The organism is Acidobacteriota bacterium (assembly GCA_033549365.1).
In the GTDB taxonomy this organism is placed as follows: Bacteria; Acidobacteriota; Aminicenantia; order Aminicenantales; family Saccharicenantaceae; genus JAWSUF01.
The window spans coordinates 397,143-417,496 of the sequence record JAWSUF010000001.1 but is presented as its reverse complement, the minus strand read 5'-3'; the positions used below and the strand labels follow the sequence as shown (position 1 = coordinate 417,496).

Sequence of the window (20,354 nt, the reverse complement as noted above, 5' to 3'; positions counted from 1 at the left end):
GATCAGGGTTCGACGAGATTGTCGGGCCGTTCCCCGCGGAGTCCCTGAACGAGATTGCGCGCCGCCGTGAGAGACATGTTAAGACGGGTCTCATAGGTGGCGCTTCCGATGTGGGGGAGAAGAACGACATTGTCCAAGGCGAAGAGCCCGGGGTTGATTTCCGGCTCGCGTTCATAGACATCCAGACCGGCCGCTCCGAGATGCCCCGTCTTCAGAGCATCGACCAGGGCCGCCTCATCGACCGTCTCGCCCCGTGAGGTGTTGATCAGAATGGCTCCGCGTTTCATCAACCCGATCTTTTCCCGGGAGAGAAGTCGCCGGGTCTCCGGATTCAGGGAAACATGAAGGGACACGACATCGGAGCTTTGGAGCAGATCTTCGAGATTCCGGTGAGAAGCTCCCGAGGCGGTTTCCTCGTCTGCGGAAAGGGGATGCGGATCGGTGTAAACGACGTCCATTTCGAAGGCCGACGCCCTGAGGGCGACGGCCCTCCCGATCCGGCCCATGCCGATAAGGCCCAGGCGTTTGCCGGCCAAGCCTTTTCCCAGAAAAAGATCGATGGCCCACCCTTTGAAAGACCCGTCCCGGATGAACCGGTCGGCCTGGGGAATGCGGCGGGCCGCGGCCAGGATCAAAGCCCAGGTCAGCTCGGCGGTGGCTTCGGTGAGGACGCCCGGGGTATTGGTGACGAGAATGCCTCGGGAGCGGGTGTAAGGGACATCGATATTGTTGTATCCGACGGCGCAATTGGCGATGATTTTCAGATGGGGCGCGGAGTCGATGACGTCACGGTCGATGATGTCGACAAGCAACGGCAATAGGCCGTCCTTATCTGCGAGACGGCGAATCAGGTCGGATTTGGGCAGGAGTTCGGCATCCGTTCCGATCTCGACGTCGGCATGGCGGTCCAGATAGTCGAGCGCTTCAGGAAGAATCTTGTGGACGACGAGAACTCGGGGCTTCATTGAAGGCCTCCTGATCCGGGAGTGTCAAAAAAAAGGGAGGAAGCCTTTCGGCTTCCTCCCCGCAATGGCAAGACGTTCGTCAAGCGAAAGAGGCAGGACTAATCCACGCTCCCCGCTTTCTTTTCCGTGATGATGCCCATGATTTCGATCCCCGACTCGCGGATGATGTCGATGACATCGACGAGCTTTCCGAATTCCAGTTCTTCATCAGCCCTGAGGAAGAGTTTCTTTTCGGTGACCATCAGGAATGCCTCTTCAAGCATATTCTGGAGGGTTTCGAGTGTTGCGATGTCCTGATTGACGTACATGGTGCTGTCGCGCCGGATGGTCAGGACGACTTCCGGACTGTCCGGCATATCGGTGGTGTTTAATGCATTGGGAAGGCTGACTTCGACCCCCTTCTGGACGAGGGGGGTTACGACCATGAAGATGATCAGAAGAACCAGAAGGACATCACACAGGGGAACGACGTTCGGTTCGGCGTTGTATTTTTGCCCTTTTGTGGAAACTGAAAATCCCATTTGTGTGTCCTTTCTTCTAAGAGTGAGCCTTTCGGATCACTTGGCTTCGGTTTTCTTGATGAAGAAATCGACGATCTGGGACGATGTGTTGTTCATCTCGGCGTCGAGAATCTCAACACGGTTGTTCAGCATGTTGTAAACCCAGAGAGCGATGATGGCCACGCCGATGCCCAGAGCCGTCATGACCAGAGCTTCGGCGATGCCCGCCGCCACCGCGCCGATTCCGCCCGAACCCGTCAGCGCCATGCCGCGAAACGCGGTGATGATGCCGAAAATGGTTCCGAAGAGACCGATGAAGGGAGCGGACGTGGCGATCGTGGCCAGGATGCTGAACCCGCGGCTCATCTCATGCTTGTAAAGGGTCGCCGCACGGTCGGCGCCTCGTTCCGCCGAGGCGATCTGATCGCTCACGGCAAGACCCGAATCGCGGCCGTCGATGAATTCCTGCACGCCGGACGCCGTCACGCGGGCCAGGTGGCTGGACTTGTTTTCTTTCTTCGAAGCCAAGGCCAGTGCTTCCTTGTAGCTGCCGTTTTTCAGAAAATCAGCCAACTTGGGCGCGACGGCCATGGACCTTTTCTTGGCCTTGGCGAAAATGATGTTCCGCTCGAAAAACATGTACAGCGTGAAGATGTTCAAAATAATCAGGATGACGCCGACTGCCTTCGGGATCGGGCCCATGACATGCCACATCTCGAGAAGATCGAATTGCATATTGCCTACCTCCTTTTAAATATCGAAAGCATGAATAGCTTTGCGAACGAACCTAATGCCTATTTGAGTTGGAATCGGACGGTGACGGTGAAAACGACCGGGCGGGGCCGCCCGTTGATGATCATCGGTTCATAGACCCACTGCCGAACGGCGTCGATGGCCGACTGGTCGAGCAGAGGGATGGAACGCAGAACCTTGATGTTCTGAACGCGTCCGTAGATGTCCGTCGTGGCTTCAAGGATGACAATGCCGTCGACGCGGGCCTGACGGGCGATTTCGGGATAAATCGGCTCGACCTGGCGGACCAGCCTCGGCGGTTTGATCTCTCCGATGGCCCTGACGGGAGCTTCCACTTCTCCGACAACGCCGCCCAGGACGCCGCCGACGACGCCGCCCAGGACGCCGCCGATCACGCCGCCTTCGACGCCGCCTTCGACGCCGCCCTCGATTCCGATGTCCGAAATGACCTCATCGGCGATGACATCGGGAATTTCGACCGGCGCCACCAGTCGGCCGGGCTCAACGGACGTTGCGGCCTGAACCGGCCTGATCCGTGTGCGGGTCGTCGAGCTGGAGGCTCTCTTGGCGGGAGGCGGGGGCGGGGGCGGAGGCGGGGGCGGGGGAGCCAGGAAGGCGCTGTAAACCTCAACCGTCGGAAGATCGCCTGTTGACATAAGGGGGATGACGACGGCGGCGCCGATCAAGACGACGTGGGCGATGATGGCGACGGGAAGAGCGAAAGCCTTGCGGCCGCCTCCTCCACCACCTTTGACAAACGAATCCTTGAAGATTTCGGGAACCGATTGTTTGACTTGGGTTTTTTTTGCATCCGCCATTTTATTACCTCGTCTTAAAAGGATTCAAGCATACCACGGAAAATTATAAAGTAAAAGACCTTTTTTCGCAAGCCATATTTATTTTCTGAACCCCTGCCGGGTTTTGAAAATCTTGTGCCAGAAATAGACGATGGGACAGGATTGGTAGATCGTGGAATAGGTTCCGGAGATGACGCCGATGATCATGACGAAGGCGAAGTCGTTAATGACCTCTCCGCCGAAGAGATAGAGGGCGACGACGGTCAGAAGGACCGTGCCCGAAGTGATGATGGATCGACTCAAAGTCTGATTGATGCTGGAGTTGAGAATGGATTCGAGGGGCGTTCTGCGCATGAGCTTGATGTTGTCCCGGACCCGGTCGAAGATGACGATGGTATCGTTCAGCGAGTAGCCGACGATGGTCAGCAGGGCGGCGATCACGGGAAGATTGATTTCCCGGCTGGTGAAGGAAAAGATGCTCAGGGTGATCAGAACGTCGTGGCCCAGGGTCATAACGGAGGCGACGCCGTAGGCCAGCTTGAAGCGGACGGCAATGTAGGCGAGCATGCCGACCAGAGCCCATAAGGTGGCCTGAAGGGCTTTCCGTCTGAGATCCGCCCCGACTTGGGGGCCGACGGTTTCCTTGCTCAGGACCGCGAGGGAGCCGAGATAGGTTGTGTTGCGAAGGATGTCGACGGCTTCGGGATCGGTCCCGGCGGCGGTCAATTCGCCGTAGTCGCCGATGATATGGTTCTTGACACGATAGGCGATGATTCCCCGAGCCAGGCGGCCCGCGTCTTCAGGGAACCCGGATTCGAGAAGAAGAACCAGTGATTTTTCGTCGATTTCGTTCAGGTCGCGAAGCCCCCGGGCTCGATTTTCCGCTTCTTCGGGAGAGCGAAGGGTTTCGATGATCCGGATCCCCATGAGCTCGTGAGCCTCAAGTTCCGCATCCTCGTTTTCGAGGTCGCTCTGAAGCTGGGTCCTGATGATGTATTCCTTTCCGGAGCGATCCACTTCCTGGATGGTGCTGCCGCCGAGATCAATATCCCTCAAAGACGCTCGGATCTGATCGACGGGAATCGTGTCGCGGAACATGAGATGGATCAGCGCTCCGCCGGAAAAATCAACTCCGAAATTCAACCCCTTGCCGATGATGATGTTCGCCAGGCCGGCCAGGATGAGGATTCCGGACAGAGCGAAGGCCGGAATCTTGTAACGAAGAAAATCGATATTGGGTGTTTTGAAAAACTGCATGGTCAGATGCTCATCTTTTTGATGTTTTTCTTGGATGTGACCGTCAGATCGAAAATGAGGTGGGAGACGAAGACGGCCGTGAACATGCTGGCCGTAATGCCGATGATCAGGGTGACGGCGTAGCCTTTGATCGGCCCGGTTCCGAATTGGAACAGGAAGACGGCTGCGATGATGGTCGTGACGTTGGCGTCGAGAATGGCCGAGAAGGCCCGGGAGAAGCCCAGGGAGATTGCGGCGGGCACACTCTTTCCGGAAGTCAATTCCTCCCGGATTCTCTCGAAGATGAGAACGTTGGCGTCGACGGCCATGCCGATGACCAGGATGATGCCGGCGATTCCGGGCAGAGTCAGGGTGGCCTTGAAATAAGCGAGGGCGCCGGCCAGCAGAATGATGTTCAGGACGAGGGCGACAACGGCGTTGATCCCGGACTGCCGGTAATAGACCACCATGAAGATGATGACCATGAGAAGAGCGACGAGAGACGCCATCAGCCCCCTGCGCACGGAATCCGCGCCGAGGGACGGCCCGATGGTCCGGTTTTCCGCGATGTTGATCGAGGCGGGCAGAGCACCGGCCCGGAGAACCAGCGATAGATCTTCAGCTTCCTCGATGGTGAATGTCCCCTGAATGATGCCTTCTCCGGAGATGCGGGCGTTGATGACGGGAGCGGATTGGACCTTTCCGTCCAGAACGATGGCCAGTTGCTTGCCGATGTTTTCTCCCGTCGTGCGTTCGAAACGGCGCGCCCCGTCGGCGTTCAGGGAGAAGGATACAGCAGGGTTGTTCCATTCGTCGACGGACCGGCGGGCATTTCTCAGGTCTTTTCCGGTGACGGTCGATACCCGGCTGAGGAGGTAATATCCCTCGGCCCGGCGCCGGGGATCGCCCCGGATGACGACGGCGTCGTCGGGAACGACCCCGCCGTATTCCCTGAGAAGACTTTCTTCGTCGGCGGCCGGTCCGGCCAGCACCAGTTTCCATTCGAGAAGCGCGGTCGTCTTGATGAGGTCGAGGACTCGCTCGGGGTTGTCGACGCCGGGAAGCTCGACGATGATTCCTTCGCCGCCCAGGCCCTGCCGCTGAATGGTCGGCTCGGCGACGCCGAACTGGTCGACCCGGTTCCGGATGGTCTCCAGAGCCTGACTGACGGACATATCGCGCAATTGAACTTTGACCTGAGGCTTCAGGGACACCGTCAAGGTGCGTCCGACGACGCTGTAATCCCAATTCCGGAAGTCGTCGTCGAGAAGGTCACGAATTTGTCCCAGCCGGTCGGTGTCGATGTCCTGAACCTTTAATTCGCCGGGCTGGGTCCGTGTGATCATCCCGAAGGGCAGTTCTTTTTTTGTCAAAAGGTCCTGGAACCGGGCGATCTCCTGATCGGTCTCGATATTCAGGGCATCGTCGGTGACGACCTGGAGGACGAGATGGAGGCCTCCCCGAAGGTCAAGACCCAGACGGATCTTTTCCTTGGGCGGAGTGGCTAGAAAGACGGCCAGAGCGATGACTCCGACGGTCAGAATGACTTTCCATTTCAAACCTTTTTTCATGTTTCCCCGCGCTTACCTGTCGAGAATGGCTTGGAGTGTCCGCCGGGACTATTCCTTGCTCGGTTTGTCTGTGGGGCCGATAATGGCGCCCACGGCGCTCTTGGTGATGTCGATCTTGACATTGGTCGCGATCTTGAGTTCGATCCGGTCCTGTTGGACTCCCATGACCGTTCCGAAGATCCCCCCGGATGTGACGACGCGGTCGCCCGGTTTCAGGTTTTCCACCATTTCCTGGTGCTTTTTCTGTTTTTTCCGGGAGGGGAGGATGATCAGAAGATAAAAAATGGCGAAGACCAGAATGAACGGAAGCAGGGCTCCGAACATGCTGCCCTGGGGGGCTCCGGCCGAGCCGGCGCCGGGAGCGGCCATAAGAGGCGTTGAGAACATCATTGCTTTTCTTCCTTCACGGTGCAATTTTCCATCAGGCTTTCGAGCAGCGACGGAAACGAACTCGATAAAATAGATTGCCGGATTTTGCTGAAGATGTCAAGATAATAATGAAGGTTGTGGATGGTGTTCAGCACGGCGGAGGACATCTCCTGCCGGACGAGAAGATGGCGCAGATAGGCCCGGGAAAAGTTGCGGCATGTGTAACAGCCGCAGTTTTCGTCGATGGGCCGGGCGTCATCCGCGTACTTGATGTTCTTGATGGCCATCCGTCCGCGGCTGATAAATAACGTTCCGTTGCGGGCGTTCCGGGTGGGCAGAACGCAGTCAAAGATATCCACACCCCGGGCCACCGCCTGAACGACGTCCTCGATGTAACCCATCCCCATGAGGTAGCGCGGTTTGTCCCGGGGCAAAAGAGTATCGCCCTGTTCGAGGATTTCGAAAAGCTGCGACTTGGGCTCCCCGATGCCCAGGCCGCCGTAGGCATATCCCGGGAAACCGAGAGCCAGCAGTTCCTCGATCGAACGGCGCCGGAGGTCGGCGAAAACGCCGCCCTGACTGATGGCCCACAATTGTCCGGGTTCGCCGAGGGTTTCCCAGTGTTTTCTTGATCGGCCGGCCCACAGCGTTGTCAAGGCCACGGATTTTTCCATGGCCTCCCGGGAATAGGGGTAGGCGGGGAAATGATCCAGGCACATCATGATATCGGTTCCGAGGCCGGCCTGGATATCCACGATCTCCTCGGGAGTCAGGAAAAACTTGGTCCCGTCGATGTGAGAGGCGAATCGGACGCCGTTTTCCGTGATTTTGGCGAGCGGCGAGAGGCTGTAGATCTGGAAACCGCCGCTGTCCGAGAGGATTGGTTTCGGCCAGGACATAAAGGCGTGGATTCCTCCCAGGTCCCTGACAACATCCACACCCGGTCTCAGGAAAAGATGGTAGCCGTTGACGAGCAGGATCTCTGCGCCGAGTTCCTCGAGCTGGGCCCGGGTCAGGGATTTGACAGAGCCCTGACTGGCCACCGGCATGAAAGCCGGGGTCTCGACATCTCCATGAGCGGTCCGGAGAAGGCCCGCCCGAGCCCGCGAATCGGAGTCTTCGGCGAGGATGCGGAAAGTGCCGTTCATGAGGTGAACCGGATTTGCAGGATGTCGCCGTCCCGGACGATGTAGTCTTTTCCCTCGAGCCGGAGGCTGCCGGCTTCCCGGACGCCGGCCATGGAACCGCGGGCCAGAAGATCTCCGCAGGGGACGACTTCCGCGCGGATGAATCCCTTTTCCATATCCGTGTGGACAACGCCCGCGGCTTGTCGGGCCGATTTTCCTTGGGAGATCATCCAGGCCCGGACTTCATCTTTTCCGATTGTGAAAAACGTCACCACATCCAGAAGATCGGGGATGCGCCGGAGAAAAGCTTCGGCGCCGGGAACGTCGATGCCGAAACTTTCCCGGAAAAGGGCCTTTTCCTGATCGTCAAGGCTCATGATTTCCTCTTCGATGCGGCCGCAGAAAGCCGAAAGCGATCCGGGATATTCCGAAAAGGCCGGAAGGTCCTTCGGCCGGTTCAGGTATGGCAGGTCTTTCTCGTCGAGATTGATCATGGGCATGATGTTTTTCCGGCTCAGAAAAGCGAATCCCCGCAGGGCTTTCTCTTCATGGGGCGCGAGTTCCGCCCCTCTAACGCCCCGGCCGCTTTCGAGAAGGGGACGGAGACGCTCCAGGATCTCCTTCTCCTTTTCCTCGTCGGGCGATTTCCTTTTCTTGAGGTCGGCCTCCAGTCTCGCGACGCGATTCTCCGTCATGAGCAGGTCGCTCAGAATGAGCTCCTCCTCCATCGTCTTCAGATCGGCCGCGGGATCGATCTTTCCGGACGGCGAAGGAACCCTGGGGTCGCGGAAGGCTCGAACGACATGGACCAATCCGTCGGCCTTGCGGAGATGGTCGAGATAAAGACTGGTCTTGACCTCTCCGAGCGAGATTCCCGCCAGATCGACGATTCCAACAGCCGCCGGAATCGTCTTTTTGTCCGGATGGAGTGCGGCGATTCCATCCAGGCGGTCATCCGGCAGACGGAGGATCCGGATATGGACGTCTTTCCGGCTTTCGGCGGTCGAGGGCTCCGCGTCCTGAGGCCCCCCGAGAAGCCGGAAAAGGGTGGATTTTCCGGTTTGGGGATAGCCGAAGAGCGTGATGTTCACGCTGTCTTTTATCCGTCATCCCACCCCCCCTGTCAACCCCCCGGGATTGTGCGTTAAAAAGCCGGGGTTTAATTTTCTTTTTCCAATCCCCGGCTTTTTAACCCTTCGGGCGAGCCGATCTCACCGCATCGATTTCGTCACACCTTTGGATTTCCGCGAGGAGTCTTGTGAAACGGTATTGATGTGCCGTGTGTTTTTGGCTATAGTATCTCCTTTTAGTTGAGGATTCGCATGAAGAAAGAAAAAAAGCCCCGCGAGAAAGGCGTTTTTCGCGAATATTTCGAACTCATCGCCGAAACGGCCGTTTTCGTTTTTTTTGTCATGACCTTCGTCGTCCAGGCTTTCCAAATTCCCACGGGATCCATGGAGCCGACTCTTCTGATCGGGGATTTTCTGCTTGTCAACAAATTGGCTTATGCGGAACCGCGGTCCGCGCTGGAGGCGGCCGTCCTGCCGCGCCGCCCCGTCGGCCGGGGCGATATCGTCGTTTTTAAATACCCGAGAGAATTGACCAAGGACTTCGTCAAACGCGTGGTCGCCCTCGAGGGGGAAAAAGTCGAAATCGCCGATAAGGCGGTGCTGATCAACGATGTTCCGCTGGATGAAGCTTACAAAGTTCACAACGACTCCCAGGTCATCACCCGCAACAGCTATTTTCATTACGACGACGCCATCCGGGACAATTTCGGTCCCGTCGTCGTTCCTCCCGGCCATTGTTTTGTGATGGGCGACAATCGCGACAACAGTGCCGACAGCCGCTATTGGGGATTTCTACCTCTCGACTATATCAAAGGAAAGCCCTGGATCATTTATTTTTCCTATCGAGCCGAGCAGGATGCCTGGCAGAAGACCGGATTCCGCGACAGGATGCGGAAGTTTCTCAGCTTCCTGCCCCAGGCGCGATGGAACAGGATGCTTCGAACCATCCACTGATGATCCGGTCCGGCTTCAGGGCCGGGATGGGCTCAACGGGCCGGGCTGACGGCGATTTCCTCATAAGACGATATGTAGAACACGGGGTTTTCCGCCGTGTAATCGCGTAAAAAAATCTCGCTGATCACGATGCCGTCCATGTCTTTTCCGACGGGCAGGCCGAAGCAATACAGCAGAGTCGGGGCGATATCGACGATATTCATGCCCTCCACCGTCCGGCCCTTGCGGATGCCTTTCCCATAGAAAAAGACCACACCCTCCGGCGCATCCTCATGGTGGGCCGAGATTTCGGAGTTGCCTTGAAGTCCCTCCACGAATCTTTTCCAGAGGGGAAGGGGTTCGACTCCGAAAGGGGAATAAACCACGAGAATTTCCTCGTCCTTGAGCGAAGCCAAGTATTTCCCCACGATTTGATCGCAAAAGGCATAGTATCTTTCGATCATGCTCCCGTGCCGGTTGATGTCCTCTTGAGGGATATTGCCGAAAAGATCGGGAAAACTGTATTTATAAAAAATGGATTGGACGGTGTTGAGACCGCCGAGGAGGATGTGGGACAGCGTCGGTTGGATCTGGGCTCTGTCCGCGAAGGCTTTCTCCTCATAATCCCAATCACAAAAAAAAGCCTTCCGGGCTTGGTCGTGAAAATAGCTGCCTGCGGCCGACTCGTCCTGGAGAAAGTGGTCGAAGCCTTTTTCGGCCCTTTCGGTCGGCGCCGGGCATTCACCGGCCTGCCGGTCTCTCCGGAGATAAGCCGATCCGTTGTCCTCGAGAATCCGCCAGATGTCGGTGACGACGGGTGCGGGCTCGCGGCGCGCTGTTTGGAGATAGCCGATTCGGGACAACTGGCGGATGAACATGAAGCGGGGAACGACATCAAATTTCAGGGGGCTCCAGGTCAGGGTGTAATCGAAGAGGGAGAGCTGGCGGTGTTTGGACGGCAACTTACCCGTATTGAAGGAGGTGTTGAGAACGAACGATTCATTGGGAGAAAAACCCTCGAGTTTTCCCCAGGCGCCGTTCTCCGCCAGCCAGGAAAAATTGGGCAGTTTTCCCTCCGACATGAGCGGAATCAAAAAGTCGAAGCTCATGCCTTCGAAGCCGAGGACATGAATATTTTTTTCGATCTTTCTCGCCGGAATGGAGGCCGACGTGGTGGATTCCATGATTTCCGGGAAGCTCATCCGGGCTTTGGCGACTCCAAAGACGACGCCTGCGAACAGAATAAAAGCGGCGATGAAAACCAGGGATTTTTTCCCGGTTCGATGGAAGAGGAAAAAGGCCGCCGGCGCCAGGACGGCCCAGACAAGAAGCAGAACAGCCTGGAAAACGATGAGAGGAAGCGTCCTTCCGTCGAAAAACGCATCGAAGTACTTGATGTTCTGTCGGAAAACGAAGAGAAACAGGAACGTGATGACGGAAAAACTGACGGCCAGGAATGACGGAGAGACAAAACGGATCCGGAAATGTCTTCCGGAAAAAAACTGGAGGGAAAAAAAGGCGATGGCACAAACAATGAGGATCGGAGGCCCGTAGACGACGGCCAAAGACATCACCAGAAGGATCAGTTCGGAAAGGTCGGCCCGGGCATTGATATTGACCGTCAGGACCAACAGGGCCAGAAGCCAGGCCAGGTAGACCGCGCTCAGCAGGGAATTGGAAAGGACCTTGAGGAATTTCACGGTTATTAGCACCTCAATCTACCATGATTATCCCAACCCGTCAATCGAGGTCCGGGGACAGGGCCGTGGCGATCGTTCCGGATTGACCCTCGGCGGTCAAACGGATAAGATGAACACAACGTCCATGAAGCGCCCCGCCAGAAAACATCCACAACCCGGCGCCTTGCCCGGTTTTCCGTCCCGGGACCCGTCTCCACAGGAACCGGCATTGAGGCCGGAATCCTGTGAATCTCTGGAAGGGGCGATCGAGAAAATCGTTTTCTACAATCCCGAGAACGGGTATTCCGTCTGCCGCTTCAAAACCGAAGACGGCGCCGCCGTCACGCTTGTCGGCTTTCTGCCGCCGTTTTCTCCGGGTGAAAGCCTTCGAGTCAGCGGCCGATGGGAAACCAACTCCCGTTTCGGACGGCAGTTCCGGGTGGATCGGTTTGTGATGGCTCTGCCGGCCTCGGCGGCGGGAATGGAGCGATTTCTTTCCTCGGGGCTGGTGAAGGGAGTCGGTCCGGTCCTGGCCCGCAAGATCGTCGAGACATTCGGAGATCGCACCATGGACGTTCTCAATGCCGAACCTCAAAGGCTGAGAGAGGTGGAGGGAATCGGACCGGCCAAGCTTCGTGAAATCCTGAAATCCTGGGAAGGCCACAGCGAGATCCGGGACCTGATTCTTTTTCTCCAGGATCATGCCGTCTCGACGGGCCTGGCCGTGAAGATCCATCGCCATTACGGAGACAAGGCGTTTCACGTGCTCAAAAACAATCCCTACCGGATGTCCCAGGACATCTGGGGCATCGGCTTCAAGACGGCCGATGCCATCGCTCTCAAGCTTGGGATCGATCCGTCATCCCCGGAACGCGTCAAGGCCTACATTCTCCATATCCTGGAAAAATGCGCCGAGGAGGGCCATGTGTTTTTCCCGGCGTCTTCGGTCGCTGAAGCGGTCTCGGGCGATCTCGGCCTGGGCCGGGAGATTTTTGCGAGAGCTCTGGAAGCCTTGATTTTGGAGAACAAGGTGGTCCGGGAGAAAACGGAAAGCGATGAGGCGCTTTACCTTCCCCAACTTCACCTGGCTGAAAATGAGGTCGCCCGCCGCCTGAAAGTTTTGAGCCGGAGTCTGTGCGTCGCGCCGGATTTCGATGTGTCCGCCGCCCTTGATGAAGCCGAGGGGCGTCTCGGCCTCAAACTGTCGGCACTTCAGAAATCGGCGATTCGATCCGCCGTCGAAAAAAAAGTCCTGATTATCACCGGCGGTCCCGGCACGGGAAAAACGACCATTATCCGGGCTGTGGCGGAGATCTTCCAAAAATGGGGCAAAACGGTGCTCATGGCGGCCCCCACGGGCCGAGCCGCCCGCAGGCTGGCTGAGACTTCCGGGAAAGATGCGAAAACCCTTCACCGGACACTGGAATTCCGGCCCAAGGAAGGTGTTTTCAAACGGAACGACCGCCATCCTCTCGAGGCCGATGTTCTCATCGTGGACGAATTTTCCATGGTGGATCTTCTCATGATGCACCACCTTCTGAAGGCCGTGCCTCCGGCCATGCGTCTGGTCTTCGTCGGAGACAAAGACCAGATTCCCTCCGTCGGTCCCGGCCGCGTTTTCGGGGATGTCATCGACTCCGGAATCGCCGACGTCGTGAGGCTGGACCAGATCTTCCGCCAGGACAGGGAAAGCTACCTTGTGTTGAACGCTCATCGCGTCAACCAGGGCCGGCCTCTCATCTATCCGCCGCGGGAGGATCGGGAATCCGATTTTTATTTCATCCGAAGAGAGGAGGAGGACAAGGCCTTCCAGACCATCATGACGATGTGCCGGTTCAGCATCCCGCGCCGTCTCAACCTGCCTCCGCTGTCGACCGGAATTCAGGTCATCAGCCCGATGTATAAAGGTCGGGTGGGCGTGGACAATCTCAACAGGGAACTCCAGGCGAGTCTCAATCCCGGACCGGTGGGCCTGCGTTTGGGGGGGCGGGAGTTCCGCGTCCGGGACAAAGTCATGCAGATTCGCAACGATTACGAAAAGGACATCTATAACGGAGACATCGGGACCATTGTTCATATCGACGGCGCCAAGGCGAGGATCTGTGTTCTTTTTGACGGCCGCACGGTGGTTTATGAAAAAGACGAGGCCGATGATCTGGTTCTGGCCTATGCGATTTCCGTTCACAAGGCCCAGGGCAGCGAATATCAGGCTGTCGTGCTTCCTCTTTTGACCCAGCACTTCATCATGCTCCAGCGCAACTTGTTCTACACGGCTTTGACCCGGGCCAAATCCTTGAGCGTCGTCGTCGGGTCCGCGAAAGCCCTTCACATCGCCATCAAGAATGATAAACCCGTCAACAGAAACGCGCGGCTCAAAGAAAAACTGACGGCGATGAAAGGGGGAAAACCGGCCCATTCGGATTGACAGGGGACGAGGATGCTTTATAATGAACGCGCTCCGACGGCCGCCTTCGGCGCCGGCAAATCCTTTCGACCGGAAATGGTCCAAATGGGAGAAGAGAATGAATGATCGCGAGAGTATTCTGGCCCTGGCTGTTGAAAGAGAAGAAGAAGCGGCCCGTGTTTACGGCCTGATGAAGGACCAGGCCGCCTCGCCGTCGCTGAAAAGTCTTCTTGAGGAATTGGTCAAGCAGGAACTTCACCACAAGGAGAAGCTTCTCAGCCTTTCCGCCGAGGATATTTTCCCTTCTGCAAATCCTATCCCTGAGGCTGTGGGCATGACCGATGTACTGGATGAAGAACCTTTTCGTCCCGATATGACCCTCCAGGAGCTTATGATCTTTGCCGCCCGGAAAGAACGTCAGGCCGCGGATTTTTATGAGGCCATGGCCGCCGGAGCCCGGAACCCCGAAATCCGCAGCATCTTCACGTTTTTAAGAGACCAGGAGTTGCAGCATAAGAAAATCCTGGAAGACGAATACGACAAGCATTTTCTGGCCGAAAACTGATTCGCGCCTCAAAATCCATTTCCGGTGAAGGAGGTTATCGTGGAAAAATGGGAATGCACGGCTTGCGGTTATATTTATGATCCCGAAGTCGGAGACCCGGAAAATGATGTGCCGGCCGGTACGGCCTTTGCCGATCTGCCGGAAGATTGGGTCTGCCCCCAGTGCGGAGTCGGCAAGGACCTGTTCCAGCAGATCGACTGATCCGATTCAACGGATCGGAGATGACGATCTCTAAGGCGGGCGTGCCGCGATGAGGGCTGTCGTTGTCGGAAACGGCCTGGCCGGGACGATCGCCGCGAAAACCATTCGGGAACTTGACGCCGAGTCCGAAATCATTGTCTTTGCCGAGGAAAAACACCCGTATTATCCCCGCCCGAACCTGGTCGAATTTCTTGCCGGGCGTTTGCCCTTTGAAAAGCTTTTTGCTTTTCCTGCGGATTGGGCGGAACGCATGACGATCGATATGCGACTCGGGGTTTCCCTGAAGGCCGTTCATCCCGGGGGTCCGGCCGTGGAAACCGACGGAGGGGAAATCGTCCCATGCGATGTGCTCCTTCTGGCCAATGGGGCGCGGGCCGCGATCCCTCCGATCAAAGGCGCGGATGGACCGGATGTGTATGTCCTCAGGACCCTGGATGACGCTCTGGAGATCCAAAAACGGCTTGAGGGCGGCGGCCGGGTCGCGGTCATCGGCGGCGGATTGCTCGGATTGGAAATCGCCCGGGCTCTCGGTGAGAGCGGAGCGTCCGTCCGGGTGATCGAATTTTTCGAACGCCTGTTGCCGCGCCAGCTCGACGATCGAGGCTCCCGCATTCTTTCGGATCGCATCGCCAAAATGGGCATCGATGTTCATCTCGGGGCCGTCACGGAAGAGATTCGCGCCGATGCAACCGAATTGCGGCTGAAGCTGAAGGACGGACGGGAGTACGCCTCCGACATCGTGATCGCGGCTTCGGGCGTCTGTCCCCGCATCGAACCGGCAGCGGCGGCGGGCCTCAAAACCCGCAAGGGCGTGGTTGTCGACGACACGCTGATGACCGGCGCCCCCGGTGTCTACGCCGCGGGCGATGTGGCCGAACATTCCGGTCGGAGCTACGGCATCATCCCGGCGGCCTTCGAACAGGCCCGGGTCGCCGCTCACAACATGCTCGGCATCGAAAAAAAGTATGAAGGAACCGTTCCGTTCACAACCCTCAAAGTCGTCGGCCTGGCGGTGACATCCGTCGGCGCCGTCGAACCCGAATCGGATCGGGATGAGGTTTTCTTCCGTGAACGGCCGGAGGAGGGGATCTACAAGAAGATCCTGATCCGGGACGACACCGTGGCCGGAGCGGTCTGGATGGGGACGCGGAAAGGGGCGGCTGAAATCGCCAAATTGGCCGCCCGGAAAGCTTCTGTGAAAAAATGGAAAAACGAATTGCTCGACGACGCCTTCGACTTCTCTGTGGTCTGACGCTCTGGGGATTCTGCGCGGCCGGACTATCCGGCCAGCCTGCCCCGGCCTCCGAGACGCCGGAGATCGACTTCGGCGGATACCTGGCTTATGAGTATCTCCAGCCGGCGGGGACCCGTTTTCCGGAAGGCGGTCGTTTTCATGGGCTTCAGGGAGGCTTCCGGATCGCCGGTCCGTCCTCCTCCCGGGCGGGATTTCTTGTTGAAGTCCATGGGAGAGACGAAGGCCGTTTCGAATGGAAACAAGCCTATGTGCGGATGGATTTTTCGGCCGCACTGCGCCTGAAGCTCGGACTCCACCTTGTCCCTTTCGGCCGGTTCAATGAAAGGTCGCGGCCTCACGAGAATCCGTTTGTCGGGATTCCCCTGAATCTGGCGGTTCTGTATCCGGAAAACTGGCGCGATCTGGGAGCCGCAGCCGAGGGTCGATGGGGCATCTTCTCCTACGCCGTCAACTTCGGCAATGGACTGGCCATGGATGAAGAGGGTGTGCTGAACCGGCAATTCACGGACAACAATGCGCACAAAGCCTGGGGCGGACGGATCGGAGCCTTTTTATCCCAGGGAATGGAAATCGGGCTCTCTTATGCCGCGGGACTCTCCGACGAAGCGCAGGAAAAAAGCTACCGGATGGAGGGGCTGGATGCGGCCTGGAAAACCCCGGATTGGGAAATCCGCGGGGAATATACGCGGGGGCGGTTTGACCTGCCTTTGCCGGAGGATCAGGGCAAGAGCGAAGGATTTTTCGTCGTTCTGATCTGGACGCCGGGAAGCTTGCAGCCCGTGGTGGGTTACCAGGCCGTCAGGATGGAAAATATCGCCTTTCCCTCGACCCTGATGCCTTCCCGAAGCGCCGCATACGGCGAAGACACCGAACTCCGGGGATGGACCTTCGGTTTGCGGTGGATTCCGGCACCGGGGTTGCTGCTCAAGGGAGAATATTCCCTCAACGCGGACAATGGACTCTCCCGGAAAGATCATGTTTTGCGCCTTCAGGCCGCGGCCGTTTTCGCGCCTTGAGTCCCGGAGGACGATTTGATACAATGCCGCTTCCCGGCTTCCTCCCGCGGGATCCCGGATCGGGGCACCCAAAGATACATAAGAAAGAAGGATCGCCATGGCCAATCTGCTCGTCCTGGGCACACAATGGGGGGATGAGGGCAAGGGAAAGATCGTCGATCTTTTGACTCCGGCATTCGATATCGTCGCCCGATACCAGGGCGGCCACAACGCCGGGCATACGGTCTATGTCAACGGCAGGAAAATCGTTCTTCATCTTTTGCCGTCCGGAATCCTGCGAGACGGGACTCTCTGTCTCATCGGAAACGGCGTCGTGGTTTCACCGGAGGCCTTTCTCAAAGAAATCGACGATCTCCGGAGCCTGGGAATCTCCGTGGACGGTTCGCGGATCGCGGTCAGCCGCAAGGCGCATATCATCATGCCGTATCATCCCCTCGGAGAAACCGCGGTCGAAGACCTCCGGGGTGAGGATAAGATCGGGACAACAGGGCGCGGGATCGGACCGGCCTACGAAGATAAAGCCGGCCGATGGGGCATCCGGGCCGGAGATCTTCTGGAGCCGGCCGTTTTATCCGAAAAAATCGGGGCTTATGCCGAAGTCAAAAACAGGGTGTTCGAAGCCTATGGGTTGCCTCCGATCGATCCCAAGAAAATTGAAGCCGAGCTGGCGCCTCGTGTTTTGCGGCTGGCACCCTATATCCGCGATGTGTCTTCTCTTTTGGAAGACGGAATGGCGCAGGGCCGATCCGTGCTTTTCGAAGGCGCCCAGGGCACGATGCTGGATATCGATCACGGAACCTATCCGTTCGTCACGTCGTCGAATCCCACGGCGGGGGGGGTTTGCACCGGACTCGGCATTTCGCCGAAACACCTCCATGGCGTGTTGGGCATCGCCAAGGCCTATTCCACGCGCGTCGGGGGCGGGCCGTTTCCCACGGAAATCGACGACGCGAGAGGCAAAGCCATCGCGGCGCGCGGCGATGAGTTCGGAGCGACGACGGGCCGGCCCCGCCGCTGCGGATGGTTCGATGCCGTGGCCGTCCGCTATGCCTGCCGGCTCAACGGGATCGACGGAATCGCCCTGACCAAACCCGACGTTCTGGAAGGCCTGGGGGAGATTCTCGTCTGCACGGGTTACAAGTATCGCGGAGATCTCTTGAAAACATTCCCGGCGGAATCCTGGATTCTCGATCGCGTGGTTCCTGTCTATGAGTCCTGTCCGGGATGGTCGGATTCTTTGAAGTCCGCGAAAACTCCGGACGAATTTTCCCGGCCGTTCAGGGATTATGTCCGTCGCATCGAGGATCTCATTGAGACGCCCGTCGGTGTGGTTTCCACCGGGGTCGAGAGAAAAGACACGCTGTTTCTGCGGGAAAAACTCGAGGGCCTCATGGATGTCGACAAAGTGCTGGCCGCATTTGCAGATTAAAAAAAATGTTTCCGGGGTTGACTTCGGGTATTCGGGGTGATAGAAGTTAGGTAAAAATGAAAGAGGAGGGATTCATGGCGATGTCCAAAAAGGCGGGAGCCGTTCCGGATTATGAATGCCGGATTTGCGGATCCTATGCCGTTATCAATCCCCTCTGCGGTTGCGCGGAGGAGCATCTTTTTATTTGTTGCGGGGAGAACATGCAAAAGAAAACCGTGAAGAAAGCCGTCAAAAAGGTTGCGCCCAAGAAAGCCGCCGTCAAGAAGGCTGTCAAGAAAGCTGTGCCCAAGAAGGCTGCCGTGAAGAAAGCCGTCAAGAAGGTTGCGCCCAAGAAAGCCGCAGTCAAGAAGGTCGTGAAAAAAGTCGCGGCAAAGAAACCGGCCGCCAAAAAAACCAAGTAGCCGATTCAATCGGTCGACCGCCCTTTTCATTCTGAATAAGGGTTGGGATGTCTCCGAAGATGATGTCCCTTTTTGTCCGGCGGGACAATCAGGCCTGTTATTGATCGCGGCCTGGACCGATACCCCATTTCTCTTGCGGACAATCCGCACTCGGATTGCCGTGATTTAATTTTTATTGATTACATAAGAATTATAAGAATGGTTGATTTTTCGGGCGGTTCGGGCGTATAATCTGTAAGGAATTTTCAGAAGTCCTCAAGGAGTTAACGGATGAGAGAAAGAATTGAAGCGGCATTGAACAAGATCCGTCCGGCTCTCCAAGCCGACGGTGGAGATGTGGAACTCGTGGATGTCGAGGCCGACGGCATTGTCAAGGTGAGATTGACCGGAGCCTGCGGCGGCTGCCCGATGTCCCAGATGACCTTGAAGATGGGCATTGAGCGTCAGCTCAAAAAGGATGTTCCCGAAGTCAAGAGCGTCGTTTCGGTCTGACGTTTCCGATAAGGAGAGATGAGGACGCTGTCCGAAGACATGAAACGGGTTTATCTGGATCATATTGCGGCGACCCCGCTCCATCCGGAGGCCCGGGAGGCCATGCGTCCCTTTCTGGAAGACCGCTTCGGAAATCCCCAGAGTCTTCATGCCCTCGGCCGGGAAGCGCGCGCCGCGGTCGATGAAGCCAGGGAAAAAACCGCCGCATTGATCGGGGCCGGCGCCGACCGGATCGTCTTTACGGCTTCCGGATCCGAAGCCAATGTTCTGGCCGTCAAGGGTCTGAGCTTGGCCGGAGGAGCCAAGAAAAAGCGGATTGTCGTTTCCGCCGTGGAGCATGTGTCCGTTCTGCGGGCCGCCGCCCATCTTTCGCGATACGGCTATTCCATCGCCCATGTTCCCGTCGATCGCCAAGCCCGGATCGATCCTGCGGCCGTTGCCGAAGCCCTGACGGACGACACGGTTCTCGTTTCCATCCAGACCGCAAGCAGCGAAGTCGGAACGATTCAGCCCGTCGAGGACATCGCCGCCGTTTGCCGGGACCGCGGAATCCTTTTTCACACCGACGCCGTCGCCGCGGCCGGTAACATCCCGTTGGATGTCCGAAAGATCGGCGCCGGCGCCCTGAGCCTGGCCGCCGATCAGTTTTACGGACCCAAGGGCGCGGCCGCTCTCTATCTGGCCGAAGGCGTCCGTCTCGTCCCTCTGATCGAAGGCGGAATCCAGGAAAACGGCCGGCGTTCGGGCACGGAAAACGTCGCCGCCCTCGCGGGCCTGGGCCGTGCCGCGGAAATCGCGGCGGCGGAGATGGAACGCCGGACCGCAGCGATGGTGAAGCTGAGAAACCGCATGCTGGCGGAAATACCGGAACGCATTCCCCGGACGATCGTCACCGGCCATCCCGAACACCGGCTTCCTCATCATGCCAGTTTCTGTGTGGAATTCGTCGAGGGCGAGGCCATGCTTCTCAGCCTGGATTTCGCCGGAGTGGCGGCCTCGAGCGGATCCGCATGCGCCTCGAAGTCGCTGAAGGTCTCCCAGGTGCTGATGGCCATGGGTCTTGATCATGCCCTGGCTCAGGGGTCCCTGATCTTCAGTCTTATCGACGGCGCGGACGACGGCGATATCGATCATCTCATGAAGGTTTTCCCTCCCATTGTCGAAAAACTGAGGGCCATGTCCCCTCTCTATGCCCGATACATCGAGGAAAGGCGGTCATAATGTACAGCGAAAAAGTCATGGATCATTTTCAGAATCCCCGTAACGTCGGAACGATCGCCGACGCCGACGGAGTCGGCCAGGTCGGCAACCCCGTCTGCGGCGATATGATGAGGTTTTCCATCAAGGTCAAGGACAGCCGTGTGTCCGACGTCAAGTTTCAGACGTTCGGATGCGGCGCCGCCATCGCCGTGAGCAGCATGGTCAGCGAAATGGCCATGGGTCGGACCCTCGACGAAGCCATGGCCATCACCAACGACACGGTGGCCGAGGAACTTGGGGGTCTCCCGAAAAATAAAATGCATTGCTCGAACCTCGGGGCCGACGCCCTTCATGCCGCGATCGAAGATTACCGCCGCCGCCAAGCGCCGGG

General features: G+C 57.7%; 20 protein-coding genes and 1 pseudogene. 11 read left to right on the top strand and 10 right to left on the bottom strand.

All coding sequences use genetic code 11. The features are described from left to right. Positions 1-2: 2 nt before the first annotated feature. The 9 genes from SCM96_01895 to SCM96_01855 form a co-directional block, all read right to left on the bottom strand. Complete coding sequence (locus SCM96_01895; GenBank protein MDW7759372.1) at positions 3-965, bottom strand: D-glycerate dehydrogenase; 963 nt, start codon at positions 963-965, stop codon at positions 3-5. 98 nt (positions 966-1,063) lie between these two features. Next, positions 1,064-1,486 (bottom strand): biopolymer transporter ExbD, encoded by a 423-nt coding sequence (locus SCM96_01890; GenBank protein ID MDW7759371.1) that lies wholly within the window; start codon positions 1,484-1,486, stop codon positions 1,064-1,066. A 36-nt stretch (positions 1,487-1,522) separates the two neighbouring features. Continuing rightward, positions 1,523-2,200: a MotA/TolQ/ExbB proton channel family protein gene (locus tag SCM96_01885; protein ID MDW7759370.1), complete on the bottom strand. Its 678-nt coding sequence runs from the start codon at positions 2,198-2,200 to the stop codon at positions 1,523-1,525. A 59-nt stretch (positions 2,201-2,259) separates the two neighbouring features. Next, positions 2,260-3,036 carry a TonB family protein gene (locus SCM96_01880; protein MDW7759369.1) on the bottom strand — a complete coding sequence of 259 codons (777 nt, stop codon included), beginning with the start codon at positions 3,034-3,036 and terminating at the stop codon, positions 2,260-2,262. Between the two features lie 78 nt (positions 3,037-3,114). Then, positions 3,115-4,272 carry a protein translocase subunit SecF gene (secF, locus tag SCM96_01875; GenBank protein MDW7759368.1) on the bottom strand — a complete coding sequence of 386 codons (1,158 nt, stop codon included), beginning with the start codon at positions 4,270-4,272 and terminating at the stop codon, positions 3,115-3,117. Between the two features lie 2 nt (positions 4,273-4,274). Then, positions 4,275-5,822: a protein translocase subunit SecD gene (gene secD, locus SCM96_01870; GenBank protein MDW7759367.1), complete on the bottom strand. Its 1,548-nt coding sequence runs from the start codon at positions 5,820-5,822 to the stop codon at positions 4,275-4,277. Positions 5,823-5,870: 48 nt separating this feature from the next. Then, entirely contained in the window at positions 5,871-6,212 is a 342-nt protein-coding gene (yajC, locus tag SCM96_01865; protein ID MDW7759366.1) for a preprotein translocase subunit YajC, read from the bottom strand. Beyond that, on the bottom strand, positions 6,209-7,339 hold the full coding sequence (gene tgt, locus SCM96_01860; GenBank protein ID MDW7759365.1) for a tRNA guanosine(34) transglycosylase Tgt: 1,131 nt from the start codon (positions 7,337-7,339) through the stop codon (positions 6,209-6,211). Before tgt ends, yajC begins: the two co-directional genes overlap by 4 nt. Beyond that, the gene (locus SCM96_01855; protein MDW7759364.1) at positions 7,336-8,409 is read right to left on the bottom strand and encodes a DUF933 domain-containing protein; all 1,074 of its coding nucleotides are present in this window, start codon (positions 8,407-8,409) and stop codon (positions 7,336-7,338) included. Before SCM96_01855 ends, tgt begins: the two co-directional genes overlap by 4 nt. Positions 8,410-8,640: 231 nt before the next feature. Here SCM96_01855 and lepB point away from each other — a divergent pair, with 231 nt between their 5' ends. Beyond that, positions 8,641-9,342, top strand: coding sequence for a signal peptidase I (gene lepB / locus SCM96_01850; GenBank protein ID MDW7759363.1), 702 nt, complete (start codon positions 8,641-8,643; stop codon positions 9,340-9,342). 32 nt (positions 9,343-9,374) lie between these two features. Here the strand turns inward: lepB and SCM96_01845 are convergent, their stop codons facing one another. After that, positions 9,375-11,021: a hypothetical protein gene (locus tag SCM96_01845; protein MDW7759362.1), complete on the bottom strand. Its 1,647-nt coding sequence runs from the start codon at positions 11,019-11,021 to the stop codon at positions 9,375-9,377. 109 nt (positions 11,022-11,130) lie between these two features. Between SCM96_01845 and SCM96_01840 the strand changes: the two genes are divergently transcribed. The 10 genes and pseudogenes from SCM96_01840 (at position 11,131) to nifU (ending at position 20,343) form a co-directional block, all read left to right on the top strand. Beyond that, positions 11,131-13,425 carry an ATP-dependent RecD-like DNA helicase gene (locus SCM96_01840; protein ID MDW7759361.1) on the top strand — a complete coding sequence of 765 codons (2,295 nt, stop codon included), beginning with the start codon at positions 11,131-11,133 and terminating at the stop codon, positions 13,423-13,425. 97 nt (positions 13,426-13,522) lie between these two features. Next, a complete protein-coding gene (locus tag SCM96_01835) occupies positions 13,523-13,969 on the top strand; it encodes a ferritin family protein (GenBank protein ID MDW7759360.1) in 447 nt (148 codons plus the stop codon). A gap of 39 nt (positions 13,970-14,008) precedes the next feature. Continuing rightward, positions 14,009-14,170: a rubredoxin gene (locus SCM96_01830; GenBank protein MDW7759359.1), complete on the top strand. Its 162-nt coding sequence runs from the start codon at positions 14,009-14,011 to the stop codon at positions 14,168-14,170. Between the two features lie 49 nt (positions 14,171-14,219). Further along, complete coding sequence (locus SCM96_01825; protein ID MDW7759358.1) at positions 14,220-15,422, top strand: FAD-dependent oxidoreductase; 1,203 nt, start codon at positions 14,220-14,222, stop codon at positions 15,420-15,422. Then, complete coding sequence (locus tag SCM96_01820; GenBank protein ID MDW7759357.1) at positions 15,374-16,441, top strand: hypothetical protein; 1,068 nt, start codon at positions 15,374-15,376, stop codon at positions 16,439-16,441. The genes SCM96_01825 and SCM96_01820 overlap by 49 nt, the downstream gene beginning before the upstream one ends. Before the next feature lie 97 nt (positions 16,442-16,538). After that, a complete protein-coding gene (locus SCM96_01815) occupies positions 16,539-17,870 on the top strand; it encodes an adenylosuccinate synthase (GenBank protein ID MDW7759356.1) in 1,332 nt (443 codons plus the stop codon). A gap of 74 nt (positions 17,871-17,944) precedes the next feature. Further along, positions 17,945-18,271, top strand: a complete 327-nt coding sequence (locus tag SCM96_01810) for a hypothetical protein (GenBank protein MDW7759355.1) — start codon at positions 17,945-17,947, stop codon at positions 18,269-18,271. Positions 18,272-18,541: 270 nt separating this feature from the next. After that, on the top strand, positions 18,542-18,763 hold the full coding sequence (locus SCM96_01805; protein MDW7759354.1) for a NifU family protein: 222 nt from the start codon (positions 18,542-18,544) through the stop codon (positions 18,761-18,763). A gap of 18 nt (positions 18,764-18,781) precedes the next feature. Next, positions 18,782-19,984 (top strand): cysteine desulfurase family protein, encoded by a 1,203-nt coding sequence (locus SCM96_01800; GenBank protein ID MDW7759353.1) that lies wholly within the window; start codon positions 18,782-18,784, stop codon positions 19,982-19,984. Further along, positions 19,984-20,343: pseudogene (gene nifU, locus SCM96_01795) on the top strand (Fe-S cluster assembly scaffold protein NifU). Before SCM96_01800 ends, nifU begins: the two are co-directional and overlap by 1 nt. The last annotated feature ends 11 nt before the right edge of the window (positions 20,344-20,354 follow it).

Excerpts from the sequence above, each read along its gene's own strand:
- SCM96_01895 (MDW7759372.1), bottom strand. The coding sequence starts at position 965 with ATGAAGCCCCGAGTTCTCGTCGTCCACAAGATTCTTCCTGAAGCGCTC.
- SCM96_01890 (MDW7759371.1), bottom strand. The coding sequence starts at position 1,486 with ATGGGATTTTCAGTTTCCACAAAAGGGCAAAAATACAACGCCGAACCG.
- SCM96_01885 (MDW7759370.1), bottom strand. The coding sequence starts at position 2,200 with ATGCAATTCGATCTTCTCGAGATGTGGCATGTCATGGGCCCGATCCCG.
- SCM96_01880 (MDW7759369.1), bottom strand. The coding sequence starts at position 3,036 with ATGGCGGATGCAAAAAAAACCCAAGTCAAACAATCGGTTCCCGAAATC.
- secF (MDW7759368.1), bottom strand. The coding sequence starts at position 4,272 with ATGCAGTTTTTCAAAACACCCAATATCGATTTTCTTCGTTACAAGATT.
- secD (MDW7759367.1), bottom strand. The coding sequence starts at position 5,822 with ATGAAAAAAGGTTTGAAATGGAAAGTCATTCTGACCGTCGGAGTCATC.
- yajC (MDW7759366.1), bottom strand. The coding sequence starts at position 6,212 with ATGATGTTCTCAACGCCTCTTATGGCCGCTCCCGGCGCCGGCTCGGCC.
- tgt (MDW7759365.1), bottom strand. The coding sequence starts at position 7,339 with ATGAACGGCACTTTCCGCATCCTCGCCGAAGACTCCGATTCGCGGGCT.
- lepB (MDW7759363.1), top strand. The coding sequence starts at position 8,641 with ATGAAGAAAGAAAAAAAGCCCCGCGAGAAAGGCGTTTTTCGCGAATAT.
- SCM96_01840 (MDW7759361.1), top strand. The coding sequence starts at position 11,131 with ATGAACACAACGTCCATGAAGCGCCCCGCCAGAAAACATCCACAACCC.
- SCM96_01835 (MDW7759360.1), top strand. The coding sequence starts at position 13,523 with ATGAATGATCGCGAGAGTATTCTGGCCCTGGCTGTTGAAAGAGAAGAA.
- SCM96_01825 (MDW7759358.1), top strand. The coding sequence starts at position 14,220 with ATGAGGGCTGTCGTTGTCGGAAACGGCCTGGCCGGGACGATCGCCGCG.
- SCM96_01820 (MDW7759357.1), top strand. The coding sequence starts at position 15,374 with ATGGAAAAACGAATTGCTCGACGACGCCTTCGACTTCTCTGTGGTCTG.
- SCM96_01815 (MDW7759356.1), top strand. The coding sequence starts at position 16,539 with ATGGCCAATCTGCTCGTCCTGGGCACACAATGGGGGGATGAGGGCAAG.
- SCM96_01810 (MDW7759355.1), top strand. The coding sequence starts at position 17,945 with ATGGCGATGTCCAAAAAGGCGGGAGCCGTTCCGGATTATGAATGCCGG.
- SCM96_01805 (MDW7759354.1), top strand. The coding sequence starts at position 18,542 with ATGAGAGAAAGAATTGAAGCGGCATTGAACAAGATCCGTCCGGCTCTC.
- SCM96_01800 (MDW7759353.1), top strand. The coding sequence starts at position 18,782 with ATGAGGACGCTGTCCGAAGACATGAAACGGGTTTATCTGGATCATATT.